General features: G+C 69.3%; 12 protein-coding genes and 1 tRNA gene. 7 read left to right on the top strand and 6 right to left on the bottom strand.

Features of this window, described 5'->3' with window-relative positions:
* Positions 1–20 precede the first annotated feature (20 nt).
* A complete protein-coding gene (locus ACFU8W_RS06425) occupies positions 21–392 on the bottom strand; it encodes a helix-turn-helix domain-containing protein (RefSeq protein ID WP_345512623.1) in 372 nt (123 codons plus the stop codon).
* 77 nt (positions 393–469) lie between these two features.
* On the opposite strand from ACFU8W_RS06425, the gene ACFU8W_RS06420 reads away from it, so the two are divergent.
* Complete coding sequence (locus tag ACFU8W_RS06420) at positions 470–880, top strand: RidA family protein (RefSeq protein WP_384032736.1); 411 nt, start codon at positions 470–472, stop codon at positions 878–880.
* Positions 881–1102: 222 nt separating this feature from the next.
* On the opposite strand, the gene ACFU8W_RS06415 is transcribed toward ACFU8W_RS06420, so the two are convergent.
* A tRNA-Ser gene (locus tag ACFU8W_RS06415) sits at positions 1103–1187 on the bottom strand.
* A gap of 616 nt (positions 1188–1803) precedes the next feature.
* Positions 1804–3273, bottom strand: a complete 1470-nt coding sequence (locus ACFU8W_RS06410) for a S1C family serine protease (protein WP_384032735.1) — start codon at positions 3271–3273, stop codon at positions 1804–1806.
* Between the two features lie 197 nt (positions 3274–3470).
* On the opposite strand from ACFU8W_RS06410, the gene ACFU8W_RS06405 reads away from it, so the two are divergent.
* From ACFU8W_RS06405 to ACFU8W_RS06395, 3 genes are all read left to right on the top strand, one after another.
* Positions 3471–4298 carry a glycerophosphodiester phosphodiesterase gene (locus ACFU8W_RS06405; RefSeq protein ID WP_345512626.1) on the top strand — a complete coding sequence of 276 codons (828 nt, stop codon included), beginning with the start codon at positions 3471–3473 and terminating at the stop codon, positions 4296–4298.
* 53 nt (positions 4299–4351) lie between these two features.
* Entirely contained in the window at positions 4352–4951 is a 600-nt protein-coding gene (locus ACFU8W_RS06400) for an ATP-binding protein (protein WP_345512627.1), read from the top strand.
* 249 nt (positions 4952–5200) lie between these two features.
* On the top strand, positions 5201–6166 hold the full coding sequence (locus ACFU8W_RS06395) for a DUF5926 family protein (protein WP_384032733.1): 966 nt from the start codon (positions 5201–5203) through the stop codon (positions 6164–6166).
* Between the two features lie 250 nt (positions 6167–6416).
* Here the strand turns inward: ACFU8W_RS06395 and ACFU8W_RS06390 are convergent, their stop codons facing one another.
* Positions 6417–6704: a hypothetical protein gene (locus tag ACFU8W_RS06390; protein ID WP_384032732.1), complete on the bottom strand. Its 288-nt coding sequence runs from the start codon at positions 6702–6704 to the stop codon at positions 6417–6419.
* A gap of 572 nt (positions 6705–7276) precedes the next feature.
* Positions 7277–7960 (bottom strand): bifunctional DNA primase/polymerase, encoded by a 684-nt coding sequence (locus ACFU8W_RS06385; protein WP_345512630.1) that lies wholly within the window; start codon positions 7958–7960, stop codon positions 7277–7279.
* A gap of 476 nt (positions 7961–8436) precedes the next feature.
* Here ACFU8W_RS06385 and ACFU8W_RS06380 point away from each other — a divergent pair, with 476 nt between their 5' ends.
* Positions 8437–9924: a PP2C family protein-serine/threonine phosphatase gene (locus tag ACFU8W_RS06380; protein WP_384033018.1), complete on the top strand. Its 1488-nt coding sequence runs from the start codon at positions 8437–8439 to the stop codon at positions 9922–9924.
* A gap of 123 nt (positions 9925–10047) precedes the next feature.
* Positions 10048–11520, top strand: a complete 1473-nt coding sequence (locus ACFU8W_RS06375) for an aminopeptidase P family protein (protein WP_384032730.1) — start codon at positions 10048–10050, stop codon at positions 11518–11520.
* Between the two features lie 40 nt (positions 11521–11560).
* Here the strand turns inward: ACFU8W_RS06375 and ACFU8W_RS06370 are convergent, their stop codons facing one another.
* A complete protein-coding gene (locus ACFU8W_RS06370) occupies positions 11561–12100 on the bottom strand; it encodes an ATP-binding protein (RefSeq protein WP_384032728.1) in 540 nt (179 codons plus the stop codon).
* A 227-nt stretch (positions 12101–12327) separates the two neighbouring features.
* Between ACFU8W_RS06370 and ACFU8W_RS06365 the strand changes: the two genes are divergently transcribed.
* Positions 12328–13149, top strand: a complete 822-nt coding sequence (locus ACFU8W_RS06365; RefSeq protein ID WP_384032726.1) for a hypothetical protein — start codon at positions 12328–12330, stop codon at positions 13147–13149.
* Positions 13150–13233: the final 84 nt, after the last annotated feature.

Below are 13233 nucleotides of genomic sequence, written 5' to 3'. Positions count from 1 at the left end.
CGGCCGGGGCGGGGGAAGACTCAGCGGCTTGCTTCTTCCTGCGTGTCGAAGGCTTCACGGGCGCGTGTGATAGCGGGCATGTTCTCCGAGGCCCACGTCAGCAACACGTCGATGGGAGGCCGCAGGGTCTTGCCGAGTGGCGTGATCCGATACCTGATCGCCACCGGGCGGGTGGAGACGACCTCGCGCTCGATCACGCCGTTTCGCTCGAGTCGCCGAAGTGTCGCGGTCAGCGACTTCTGCGTGACCTGCGGGATGGCTCGGCGCAACTCGTTGAAGCGGCACGGGCGCTCGCACAGTTCGCTGAGCACGCTGAGCGACCACTTGTCGAGGACCTGGTCGAGCAGTTCGCGATGCGGAAGGCCGATGAGGAATTCGTCCTCGGTATCCATGGGGAAACCTGGTCTCGTTGAAGTGTCCTTCTTCCACTAAGTAGCTTACGGATACCTAGCGCAGAGGGAGAACACTGATGACTGTCCAGCACTTCACGCCGGAAGGCATGCTGCAACCGGCTCCGTATCACCACGTGGCAGTCGGCACCGGCGCGACACACATCCACGTCAGCGGGCAGGTCGCACGCCGGGCCGATGGGACTCCGGTCGCACCCGGCGACCTGGCCGGGCAGGTCGCCCAGGCACTGCGCAACACCTCCGTCGGGCTCGCGGGCGCGGGCGCGTCGTTCGCAGACGTGTTGCGCCTGACGTTCTACGTGACCCGATGGAGCCCGGAGAAAATCAGCGACTTCATGGCCGGTGTGGAGGCCGTCGCCGACGAGATCGGGCTCCAGCTCCCCATGCCGCCGGCCTCCCTGATCGGTGTCGAGTACCTCTTCGAGCCGGATGTGCTCGTAGAAGTCGAAGCAACTGCGCTGCTCGGCTGACTTGAGGCATGGCTTCCAGCCTCGTCTCCGTGCGATCGCCACCGCGGGCGCCGTGGTCGGGGACGATGCCGGCGCCACCCGTGCCCGTGATGCGCGGCCCAGCCCGGATCACCGTGCCTCTCACGCTCCGGCGCCGTCACCGGGTGAGACAGCCCTGAACGCGAAAGGGGTACCTCGAGACCGGGGTACCCCTTCTGGCCAACCACTTCGCTGACCCGCACGCGGTGGGTGTGGGATTTGAACCCACGGTGACTCGCGCCACGACGGTTTTCAAGACCGTTCCCTTAGGCCGCTCGGGCAACCCACCTTCGCCCCGCCTTGCCCTGCTGCGGAGCGGGCTACAGCCTACCGGCTGGGTGCTTCCGGTGTGACTGGCCGGTCCCATGAGCGGCCGGACCCGACCAGTTGATCACGCGCCCACCGTCACCAGGGCACCGCCGCCCCCGTCGCATGTCCCCAACAACCGGGTGCGCCGCGGTGGTGCACGTAACCCCGCTCACTTGTACACGAATCCCGTCGCCCTGCCGTCGACCGTGTCGCCGGTGACGTCGGGCGCCACAAGTGCGGCGACATATTCGGGCGTTGTGGCTCACCGCGACAGAGAGCCACAACGCCGGTGTCGGTGGTCCTCCAGGAGCGGATGGTCACGTACCGGACTCCCGCCAACCCGAAATCAGCATCACAGGTGCCGAGTCGGCCGTCCTGGTGGGACCACGGTGAATGCACTCATCACGCTCATGGAAGCACCGCGCAGCAACGGACGCAGGTGCAGCAGCATCAACAGGAGCTGAACGACTGCCGCGCCCCGCGGACGAGTGACCGCAACCGCCTCGGCCCTGAACTGTGGGACGCACGAGGGGGCTGTCGAATCGCTCGGCAGCCCCCTCACCTGCACCTTTCCTGGCTGTGGGCAGCCGGTCCGGTCAGTTGTCGCCCTTGCGCTGTCCCAGGGTGACTTCGGCGGTCGACACCTTGCCGTCTCGCTTGTAGGTCAGCGTCACCTTGTCGCCCGGCTTGTGGGTCCAGATCTCGCCGATCAGGGTCGGGCCGCTGTCGATCACCGAGTCGTTGAACTTCGTGATGACATCGCCCGCCTTGAGGCCGGCCTTGGCCGCCGGGCCGTCCGGCGAGACGGCCGGGGTGCCGCCCGAGCCCTGGTCCGAGATGGCGGCTCCGCCGGTCCTCTCGTCCATCGAGACCGTGGCACCGATCACCGGGTAGACCGGCTGACCGGTCTTGATCAGCTGCTGGGCGACGTTCTTCGCCTGGTTGATCGGGATCGCGAAGCCGAGGCCGATGGATCCCGCCTGCGACTGGGTGCTGCTGCCGGTGGACTGGATCGCCGAGTTGATGCCGATGACCGCGCCGCGCGCATCGAGCAGCGGACCGCCGGAGTTGCCCGGGTTGATCGAGGCGTCGGTCTGCAGTGCGCTCATGTACGAGTTGCTGCCGCCGGAACCGTCGCCGGAGGCCACTGGGCGACTCTTGGCGCTGATGATGCCCGTCGTGACCGTGTTGGACAGACCGAATGGCGCACCGATCGCGATCGTCGAATCACCGACCGCAACCTGGTCCGAGTTTCCGAGGGCGAGCGGTGCAAGACCCGACGGTGCGTTCTTCAGCTTCAGCACCGCGACGTCGTAACCCTGCGCGCGGCCGACCACCTCGGCGTCGTACTTCTTGCCGTTGGAGAACGTCGCCGTGAGCTGGCCGCTGTTCGCCGCGGAGGCCACCACGTGGTTGTTCGTGAGGATGTGGCCTTCCTTGTCGTACACGAATCCGGTGCCCGTGCCGCCCTCGCCGTCGCCGCTCTGCGCGTTGATGGTGACCACACTCGGCAGCGCCGCGGCCGCGACGCCCGCGACCGTACCGGGATCGCGCTTGAGTGCCTGAGGGTTGGACGCCGCGATTGTGGTCGAGCCGGAGGAGTTGCTGTCGTTCCGGTCGGCCGCCCAGTAGCCGAGGGCGCCGCCGATGCCGCCCGCCACGAGCGCCGCCACTGCCACCGCCGCCACCAGGCCTCCGCCTCGCCGCTTTCGCGGGGCTTCGGGCGTCTGCGGCTGGCCGGGGGCGCCCCACACGGGACCACCGCCACCACCCGCACCTTGGGCGTACGCGGGAACAGCGGGCGGGGGCGGCGGCCAGGCACCCACGGGCTGGGACTGCGGCGGCTGCGGCGGCGGCCAGTCATTCGCGCGCTGCGGCTGCTGAGACGGCTGCTCCGGCTGCTGGAATTGCTGCGTTGCCGTCGCTTCCGACGATTCCGGGCTCGCGGGCGCCTGCGGGGAGGCAGGCGTGCCCTCAGGAGCGGCGGCCGGCACGGGAGGTGCGGACGGAACGGACGGAACGGCCTGAGCCGCGGTGCCCTCGTTGCCCTCGTTCTCTGTGCTCACAGCTCTTTACTCCTCGGTTCCTCATCAGTTTCGGCAAGAGATCCGCTGTGCACGTGTCTGGAGCCAGCTTTTCCCATGACCCGTCAGGCCACTGTAAGCAGGACCTGTGTGTCCGCACACCAATCTTTATATCCGGCAAAACGGTCTCTCGTTGCCAGGTGCACGCGCCCGTCGCGCCACGGTGACACGATGACGCCGTGACCCACGCACGGCAGCACACCCCGCACCACCCCATCCAGGTCATCGCACACCGCGGAGCGTCCGACGACGCACCCGAGCACACCCTGGCCGCATACCGGAAGGCGATCGAGGACGGCGCCGACGCCCTGGAGTGCGATGTACGTCTCACCGCCGACGGCCAGCTCGTCTGCGTCCACGACCGCCGGGTGAACCGCACGTCCAACGGGCGGGGTGCCGTCTCCGCCCTGGAGCTCTCCGCACTCGCCGCACTCGACTTCGGCTCCTGGAAGGACCGCGAGGAGTCTCCGGACTGGGACCCGGTGCCGGGCGAGCTCACCTCCGTACTCACTCTGGAGCGACTGCTCGAACTGGTCGTCGAGACGCGAGCTGCCGGGCGACCGCTGCAACTGGCCATCGAAACCAAGCACCCCACGCGCTGGGCCGGCCAGGTGGAGGAACGGCTGCTGCACCTCCTGAAGCGGTACGAGCTCGACACGCCACCGGCAGACGGCCCCTCGCCGGTACGGATCATGAGTTTCTCGGCGCGCTCCCTGCACCGCATCCAGGCCGCCTCACCCACCCTGCCCACCGTCTATCTGATGCAGTTCGTCTCGCCGCGGCTGCGCGACGGGCGGCTGCCCGCCGGTGCCCGGATCGCCGGTCCGGGTCTGCGGATCGTACGCAGTAACCCCGGCTACATCGAGCGACTGCACCGCGCGGGCCACCGCGTGCACGTCTGGACGGTCAATGAACCGGAGGACGTCGAGCTCTGCGCCCGCCTGGGCGTCGAGGCAATCATCACGAATCGCCCAAAACAGGTCCTGTCGCAACTGGGTCACCTTTAACATCAGTTACAAGGAGTACACCGGCGCATTCGTTCTGTATCCGATCGTTACGAGTGCGTCACTCGCAGGCCATTGGCCGGTTTCCGGCCCAGCCCAGGAGGGCATTCACTCCGTGGCGTGGGGCAAAGGAGGTCTCGGGGGTGGCGTTGGTGGTGGCACAGGAAGTGCCCACGTCGTCGAGCATGGCCGTACCCCATGGCCCTGCGGGCGTGGGCCAGGCGCGGCACCGGATGCGCGAGCAATTGCGCAGCTACGGGGTGTCGGATTCGGTCGTCGACGATGCTGTATTGATCCTTTCCGAACTTCTCAGCAATGCCTGTCGACACGGCAGGCCGCTGGGGCGACACACAGATGTGGGTGACGGTGACGTCCGCGCCGCATGGCGCGTTGACAGAACAGGCGGACTGACCGTCGAAGTGACCGACGGAGGCGGTCCCACCAGACCGATTCCGGCCACTCCTTCGGTGACGGCACGCGGCGGACGCGGGCTCAACATCATCAGCGCGCTCGCCGAGGAGTGGGGCGTACGCGACGGCTCGTCCGGCGAGGTCACCGTGTGGGTGGTGGTCAGCGAGGGCCATGACACCGGGAACGGACACGTGCAGGGGCTCGACGGGCTGGACTTCGCCGACGCCTTCGACGACGTGGGCTGACGCCGACACACCGGTTGCGCACCGCCCGGACACAGGGCAGAGCCGCCACCCGGCGGACAAGACCCCCGTACGGACCGGCGGGCGGACCGCGCAGTAACGGCACGCGCGCCGACCGGCGCCTGGCCGGTGTCCCGGCCGACCTTCCGGCGTATGTACACGCAGGCGCCCGGGCGTCTGTGCCCCGTACCCGACACGGGCCGCTAGGCTCGCGGCCCAGACCGCACTGTCGCAATCGGGAGAAAGCCCACCATGGCCAAGAAGCGCCCTCAGACCAAGGCCGGGAAGCAGCAACTCAAGGACGCCGAGATCCCGGTGGTCGGGGCTCGTGAGCCCTGCCCGTGCGGTTCGGGCCGCCGCTACAAGGCGTGTCACGGCCGCGCCGCCGCCCAGGCCGTGACCGAGCTGGTCCACCGCCCCTTCGAGGGCCTGGCGGGCGAGTGCGACTGGGTCGCCCTGCGCGAGCTGGTGCCCGCAGCCACGGCCGAGTTGACGCTCAAGGGCGGACTGCCCGAGGGCGTGCCGTCCGTGACGCTCGCGACCGTGCTGCCGATGGCCTGGCCGGCACTGCGCCGCGACGACGGTTCCGTCCTTGTCGCCCTGCAGAACGACACCTCCTCCGGCGACCTCAGCCGAGACCTCGCGGACACCCTGCAGCGTGCACTGACCGCCGAGCCCGGCTCGCCCGTCGCCGCCCGCCGCGTACCGGCCGACGGTCCGCGCCTGCAGGACCTGCTCGACCCGGAAGCGGCGTTCGAGCCGGTCGTCCACTCCGGCTTCGAGTTCTGGGTCCCGGACGCGGAGAACGCCACGCCCGAGGTGTCCGCGTCCCTGGAACGCGCGAACGAAGCGGCGATCCCCACCGTTCTGCTCTCCGGGGTGGACGCCGCCTACTGGTGCGAGACCCCGGAGAAGAACCACCTGCGCTGGGTCATGCCGCACCCCGAGGAGCAGCTGCTCGACGCACTCGCCCGGCTGCATGCCGCCGGCACCTCCTCACTCGGCGAAGGGACCCGGCTGGTCGGCTCCTTCCGCGCGCACGGGCTGATGGTTCCGGTCTGGGACCTGCCGAGCGCGATGGGGGCGGAGGAGTGCGAGAAGCCCGCAGCCGAGCTCATGGAGCGGCTGACGGGGGCGCTCGCCTCGGACGCCCCGCTCACCGCCGAGGAGCGCCGGGCCCGTGGCGGGCTCACCAACCGCCAAGTGACGCTCAGCTGACCGTGCGGACGTGACGACCCCTGCGGACCGCCCGGTGACCCACATCACACTTGTCGTATCCGCAGGTAAATCACTGTCCGAATATGCGAGATCGAATTTGCGAACGGCAGATCTCTTGTTACGGTTCTAGAAGCCCGGTCGCTGGTGCATCCCCCGTCGCCAGCGACCGGGCATTCTCATGCCCGGACCCGGCGCGCGGCGCGGCTCACGGAGCGGACGGCGACCGGCGCACAGCAGCCGCGGAGCGGCGTCAACCCGCCGCAGGAGACGCCGGATTGGAACCGGCCCTCAGCAGGAGCGGAACCGCCGCCACCACCTCCTCTCCGGCGTACTCGGCCACTGAGGTGTACGCGTCGGGGCCTCCGCGCGACGAGCGGCGAGGCGTTTCGCAGACCCCCGGCTCCTCCTGTGCGTCCACTGTGCAGCGCACTTCGACGGTCCGGCCGCCGGGCCCCATCAGGGCGAGTACGAACCTGAGTTCGCCACCCGTCGTATTGCGGTAGGAGCTGCGCGCCCAGGGGTCCCGACCGTCGGCCATGACGCAGGTCTGCACCCCGACGCCCTCGGGGGAAACAGCTCGGGGCCGCAGGGGGCAACGGTCCGCGGGGGGAAACCGGCAGCGCCGGGGCCGGTGGCAACGCCGAATCCGGCAACCGAACCGACCTCACGGGGGCGGCAAGTATCGGACAGAAGTCCGACACCGGAACTCCTCTCCGAAGATCCCCTTGAGGAAGTACCCAATGCACCCTCCGAACCTTTTTCGGAAGGTGCATCAGAAAGCCCGTGGACTTCAGACTTTGCATGGGCAGACTTTGCATGGCCGGGCACGGAAGCGGGGCTTTCCGTGGGTTGGGCGGAAGCGACGAGCGGGAGCACGACGACGGACACCACCACACCCGCCATAACGATCATGCGGAAATTCATGGTGATCCCACCTGCCGGCCGACAGGAATGCCTGAGCTGCGGCGAAGGTACCGGCGTCATGGGGCCCCGGGTGGAGCACGCCCGCGGACCGCAGAATCCGGATCGGCTCACACCCGAACGAGTGAGCCGATCCGCCCCGGGCCTTCCACCGAACCGCTCGTACGCCGGACCCGGCAGCCGTGCCTGTCAGTAGGCGAGCCGGCTGCCGCCGTCGGGAGCGCTGGTGCTCGCTTCGACCAGCGCGTCCAGGACGGCTTCGACGTCCGGCAGCCAGGGCGTCGCCGAACCGGGCAGCGGAGCCCGCTCCCAGCGCACCTGTCCCGCACCCACCTCCGACGGGGGAAGGACGAGATAGCCGCCCTCGCCGTGGAAGCGCAGCGAACTGGGCACCCAGTCCTTGGCATGCAACAGCTCACCAAGTCGCTCGAGGGTGTACGGGGCGACCAGCAGCGACCACCGCGTCGGCGTCGCCACCACCGGGCCCAGCCGCATGCCCATGCGGTCGAGCTCGGCCAGCGCCCGGGCACCGGCCACGGCCGGCAGGCTCAGCGCGCACGGGGCACGACCACCGGTGGCCAGCACGATCGGCGCAGTCGGGCGGTTGTTCCACCACCAGCGCACCATGCGCTCGTCGGTGGTCGCCGCGAGGAGACCGGGATCGAAGGGGTGTGCGCCGGGTACGGCGCACTCGGGATCGGGGCAGGCACAGCCGCGGCCACGGTCACCGCGGCCACCGGCTGCGTCCAGTCCCACTCCGGGGAGCACGGGCCACTGCCATGCAGTGGCGCAGGTCAGGGCCGCGTCGAGCTGAGCGGGCCTTGCCTTGCGCCGGAGCCGGAGCCTGCGTCGCCTTCCGAGGATCTCGCGCATGAGCGCTCGTTCCTTTCCGTTGAACGCCGAGGGCCACATCACACCACGTGCGTGTCACATCACGTGTGCATTACTTCACCGTGCGTACATGCTCTCTATGTCTGCGGTACGGGGTCACCCGTCGGTACCGAGCGTGAGCCGGGTCGAACTGAGCCAGGTGCAGCCAAAAGCATGGCGAGGGGCAGCGCGCATCGCGCCTGCCGTTCCATGGTGCACAACCCCGCCACTCGGGGGTGGGGCGCGGTCGTCGTAGTGAGGACGCCCGGGCTCTCCGCCAGGTTCCGGAGCGGCCGGAACTGCCCCTCGTTCCTCACCGATTACGTACCCCCGCAGGCCCGGAATGACGCTCCCACCGGGACTTCACCCCGCGGGAACCCCCTGTCGAGCCAGACCCAGTCGACCGCAATTCGCCGCCATAGGGTGCATTTTTTGGCCAACTTGGCGGCCCCATGGACACCACAAATGCCGTAGGGACAATGCTGGACATCGGCTCACTTGTGCGTGTACATGTGGATGCACTGATAGCGGCGCAGAATGACATGGGGGTTTGCGATGCTATTCGACGAAACGCACTGGTCGGAAAGCCGGTTGCCATGAGCGCCCCTCACCTGCCGAAAGTGGCTGGAATCGATCCCATGGTTCCTGTTTCAGCGCACACTGCCGGGCCCCTGGCCAATGTGGCCGCAGCACCGGGAGCCTTCATCCAGGACCGTCTGGCCGGCTGGGTGTCCGACCTCACGACGCTCCATGAACTCACCGAGCGACTGGCCAGAACCAGCACCCTCGACGACGCACTGCACGAACTGCTGGATGCCGGCGCGGCTCTCGTCGGCGCCCGCCGCGGACTGATCGTGTTCGAACCCTCCGACCGTCGCGGCCCGGTCTCCACCATCGGTCTCGGCCTCGCCCATGCCGAGCTCGGGCACATCGAGACGGTGCCGCGCAGCGTCACCTCGTACGGACGGATCCTGGACGGTCTTCCGACCACCGAAGCCCCGCTGACCAGCCCTGACCTCCTCGGCGACGCAAGCGTGGACCCCCGCCACCGCGAAGTCGCCGCCCGGCTCGGATACGCCGCCAGCTACGCCCTGCCGATCACCACCGACGCGACCGGACGACTCGGCGCAGCCGTCTGGCTGTACGACGAGCCCGCCGAGCCGCTGGAACGTCAACGTCATCTCGTCGGCCTGTACGCCGGGTACGCGAGTGAGCATCTGGCCCGATTGCTGGAGCTGGAACGGGCCAGGGCCGACGTCGCCACCATCACGGAGGAGCTGCTGCCCAGCCGACTGCCCCGGGTCACCGGCGTACAGCTGGCCGCCCGCCATCGCATGGCACCCTGCGGCGGCGGGGACTGGTACGACGCCCTGGCGCTGCCGGAGGGCGCACTCGGTCTCGCCGTCGGTTCGGTGGGCGGTTCCGGGCCGAGCGCCCTGGCCGCCATGGGACGGCTGCGGGCGGGTCTGCGGGCGTACGCGGTGATGGAGGGCGAGGATCCGGTCGCCGTCCTGTCCGATCTGGAACTGCTGTTGCGGCTGACCGAACCCGCCCGGTCCGCGACCGCGCTCTTCGCCTACTGCGAACCCGCCCGCCACAAGATCCTGCTGGCCGGCGCAGGACACACCCCGCCGCTGGTGATCGGCGACCGGCGCACGGAGTTCGTCGAGACCTCGTTGTCCGCGCCGCTGGGGATGCTTGCCTGCTGGGAAGCGCCGAGCGTGGAATTCGCCCCGGCGCCCGGCGAGACCGTACTGCTCTACACCGACGGGCTGTTGCGCCGTACCGGCGACTCGATGGACCGGGCGTTCGCACGGCTCCACTCGGCAGCCGCGAGCGTGCCGACGGCGCTGCGCCACGACGCCGGGTTCGTCGCCGACCATGTCCTGCGGACCGTCCTTCCGGACGGGCTCGACCAGACCGACGGCACGGAGGACGTCGTGATCCTCGCTGCACGCTTCGACTGAACCGATTCCCGGCTGAGTGATGTCTTCCGGCTTCCGTGTGTAAGAGGTCTTACGGCCCAGGGCCCCCTTCCGTACGCCCGTACGATGGACGAGATCCAGTGTCGTATCAAGGAGAGTCAAGCCGTGTCTGAGGAGCTCATCCCGGAGAACCCGGAGAACCCGGAGACCGAAGAAGCCGAGACGGTCAAGCAGCGGAAGAACGGCCTGTACCCGGGCGTATCCGATGAGCTCGCCGCCGGAATGAAGTCGGGTTGGGCCGACACCGAGCTGCACGGCCTCGAGCCGATCGCGCAGGCCGGTCACACCGCCGACCGCCGCGCCGCACTGTCCGCCCGCTTCCCCGGCGAGCGTCTGGTCATTCCCGCGGGCAAGCTGAAGACCCGCGCCAACGACACCGAGTACGCCTTCCGCCCGTCCACCGAGTACGCGTACCTCACCGGCAACCAGACCCAGGACGGTGTACTCGTCCTGGAGCCGAAGGCCGACGGCCACGAGGCGACGATCTACCTGCTGCCCCGCTCCAACCGGGAGAACGGCGAGTTCTGGCTCGACGGCCAGGGCGAGCTGTGGGTCGGCCGCCGCCACTCCCTCACCGAGGCGGAGCACCTGCTGGGCATCCCGGCGAAGGATGTGCGCGAGCTCCCGGCCGCGCTGGCCGAGGCCACCGGCCCGGTCCGCAACCTCCGCGGCCACGACGCGGGCATCGACGCCGCGCTCACCGACAAGGTCACCGCGGAGCGCGACGAGGAACTGAAGATCTATCTCTCCGAGGCGCGACTGATCAAGGACGCCTTCGAGACGGCAGAGCTGCAGAAGGCCTGCGACGCCACGGCGCGCGGCTTCGAGGACGTCGTCAAGGTCCTCGACAGGGCCGAGGCCACCAGCGAGCGCTACATCGAGGGAACGTTCTTCCTGCGCGCCCGCGTCGAGGGCAACGACATCGGCTACGGCTCGATCTGCGCGGCCGGCCCGCACGCCACCACCCTGCACTGGGTGCGCAACGACGGCCCCGTGCGCTCCGGCGAGCTGCTGCTCCTCGACGCCGGTGTCGAGACGAACGACCTCTACACCGCCGACGTGACCCGGACCCTTCCCATCAACGGCACGTTCACGCCGCTGCAGCGGAAGATCTACGACGCGGTGTACGAGGCCCAGGAGGCGGGCATCGCCGCCGTCAAGCCGGGCGCGGCCTTCCGCGACTTCCACGATGCCGCGCAGCGCGTGCTCGCCGAGAAGCTCGTCGCCTGGGGCCTGCTGGGCGACCTTTCCGTGGAGAAGGTCCTGGAGCTGGGTCTCCAGCGCCGCTGGACCCTGCACGGCACGGGCCACATGCTCGGCATGGACGTCCACGACTGCGCCACCGCGCGCACGGACACGTACGTCAACGGAACGCTCGAGGCCGGCATGTGCCTCACCGTCGAACCGGGCCTGTACTTCCAGGCCGACGACCTCACCGTGCCGGAGGAGTACCGCGGCATCGGCGTCCGGATCGAGGACGACATCCTCGTTACCGAGGACGGCAACCGGAACCTCTCCGACAAGCTGCCGCGCCAGGCCGACGAGATCGAGGCCTGGATGGCCCAGCTCAAGGGCTGACCCCCGGGAACCCGCACCCGAGAGCCGGAGGGTGCCCTGCTCAGGACACCATGAGCAGGGCACCCTCCCGCCATTTCAGAACCTTGTCGAAGCTCACCACCGCGCCACGACCCGGGCGGTTGTCGAAGTGGACATGGTCGGCGAGCTGCTCGATCAGACAGAGCCCCCGCCCGTCCTCGGCGTCGACGGGCGGCAGGAACTGCTGCTGATGTTGATCCGACTGCGGCTGATCAGCAGTCCGAAGCACGCACCGCGCGGGGAAACCGGGCCCCGAGTCGGCGACTTCGATACGGCATTTCTCGCCGTCCAGATACGCGGTGACCCGGTACTGCCCGGAAGCCGAACCGGACTGCTCGTCCCAGGCGTCCCACGTGTCCCATGGGGCTTCGGGGGCGCCGACGTCTCTCCGGTCCCCGCCGTGCTCGACGGCATTCGCACATGCTTCGCTGAGCGCGACCGACAGATCGAAGGAGACGTCCGGATCCACGCCGGCGGTCTCCATGGTGCCGAGCAGGAAACGACGGGCGAGCGGAACGCTCGCAGCTTCGCGCCGCAAATGGAGTGACCACCAGATGCTCATGCTCCAGCCTCCTGGCTGCGGCTCGACATACCGATACGTATTGCCGCACCGGGCGGTTCGTAAGCACAGACCTGATGTGAAACAGCTCATCCGGCGGATACCCGCACTTGGTGCACCCGTGTATGCCAGGCCCGACAGCAGGCACGCCGCGCACTCAATCGGGCGGAAGGCGACCTTCCGGACCTGCCGTACCGATTCCCGGGACGCAGTGCGATGATGGGCCGGCCATGTCTACGCCTGTCGCACGCGCCGGAGCCGGTCTGCGGCTCCTGAGGGCCGCGGTGTTCACCGCGGTCTGTGTCGCGTTGTCCGCGGCAGGGCACGCACTGGCCTCCTGCGCGAGCGTCCCCTGGTGGACGCTGCTCGCAGGCTTCCTCGGAGTCTTCGCGCTGGTGGTGACGCTCGCCGGACGCGAGCGCTCCCTGCCGTCCATCGCCGCCGCCCTGGCCGGTGGACAGCTCGCCCTCCACACCCTGTTCGGGCTGGGCACGCACAGCACGTCCGGTACGCCGACACTGGCAGCAACGGGCGACGGCTCCCTGATCCGGTTCGCCGCAAGCCTGGTGTGCGGCGCCGGACCGGCGCAGCTGAACGCCGCCGAAGCCCACCGCATCGTCAGCGATGCGGGCATCGATCCGGCGACGGTGACAGGCATGGACCATCAGTCGATGGCCGCCGCCGGAGGTGACCCGACCACCCTCACCGGGCTGCTCACGGGTCTGCTTCCCAGCCTGCCCATGGTGCTCGGCCATCTGCTGGCCGCGCTCGCCACGGGCTGGCTGCTGCGGCGCGGCGAGATCGCCTTGTTCAAGCTGACCAGGCTTTCCGCGCACGGCGCCCAGCAGCTCGCGGCCGAGGCCCGGTTGCGCGCGCTGCGGGCCGCGCTCGTTCTCGTACGAACGCTGCGGGCCGGTCTCCCGGTCGAGGCGGCGACCGGGCCGCGCACCCCCCGTACGGCAGCCGACGCACCGGCTCCGGTCACCGGCGATCCACTGCAGCACCAGGTGATCAGGCGCGGGCCTCCGTCCGCATTCACCCTCGCAGCCTGACGCGACACCCTCCGCTCGTAGCACGCACGAACCGTTCTGCGGTCATCACCCGGCCCACGCCCGGTGGCGCCCGCCCGGCACCGT

Origin of the sequence: Streptomyces sp. NPDC057565 (genome assembly GCF_042801455.1) — a bacterium.
In the GTDB taxonomy this organism is placed as follows: Bacteria; Actinomycetota; Actinomycetes; order Streptomycetales; family Streptomycetaceae; genus Streptomyces; species Streptomyces yanii.
Note: the sequence above shows the minus strand (reverse complement) of the source record. Positions and strands in the feature narration are given on the sequence as shown.

What these genes read in the sequence shown, in the direction of transcription:
- ACFU8W_RS06365 (WP_384032726.1), top strand. Translation starts at nt 12,328, where the DNA reads ATGTCTACGCCTGTCGCACGCGCCGGAGCCGGTCTGCGGCTCCTGAGG.
- ACFU8W_RS06425 (WP_345512623.1), bottom strand. Translation starts at nt 392, where the DNA reads ATGGATACCGAGGACGAATTCCTCATCGGCCTTCCGCATCGCGAACTG.
- ACFU8W_RS06385 (WP_345512630.1), bottom strand. Translation starts at nt 7,960, where the DNA reads ATGCGCGAGATCCTCGGAAGGCGACGCAGGCTCCGGCTCCGGCGCAAG.
- ACFU8W_RS06395 (WP_384032733.1), top strand. Translation starts at nt 5,201, where the DNA reads ATGGCCAAGAAGCGCCCTCAGACCAAGGCCGGGAAGCAGCAACTCAAG.
- ACFU8W_RS06380 (WP_384033018.1), top strand. Translation starts at nt 8,437, where the DNA reads ATGCTGGACATCGGCTCACTTGTGCGTGTACATGTGGATGCACTGATA.
- ACFU8W_RS06390 (WP_384032732.1), bottom strand. Translation starts at nt 6,704, where the DNA reads ATGGCCGACGGTCGGGACCCCTGGGCGCGCAGCTCCTACCGCAATACG.
- ACFU8W_RS06370 (WP_384032728.1), bottom strand. Translation starts at nt 12,100, where the DNA reads ATGAGCATCTGGTGGTCACTCCATTTGCGGCGCGAAGCTGCGAGCGTT.
- ACFU8W_RS06420 (WP_384032736.1), top strand. Translation starts at nt 470, where the DNA reads ATGACTGTCCAGCACTTCACGCCGGAAGGCATGCTGCAACCGGCTCCG.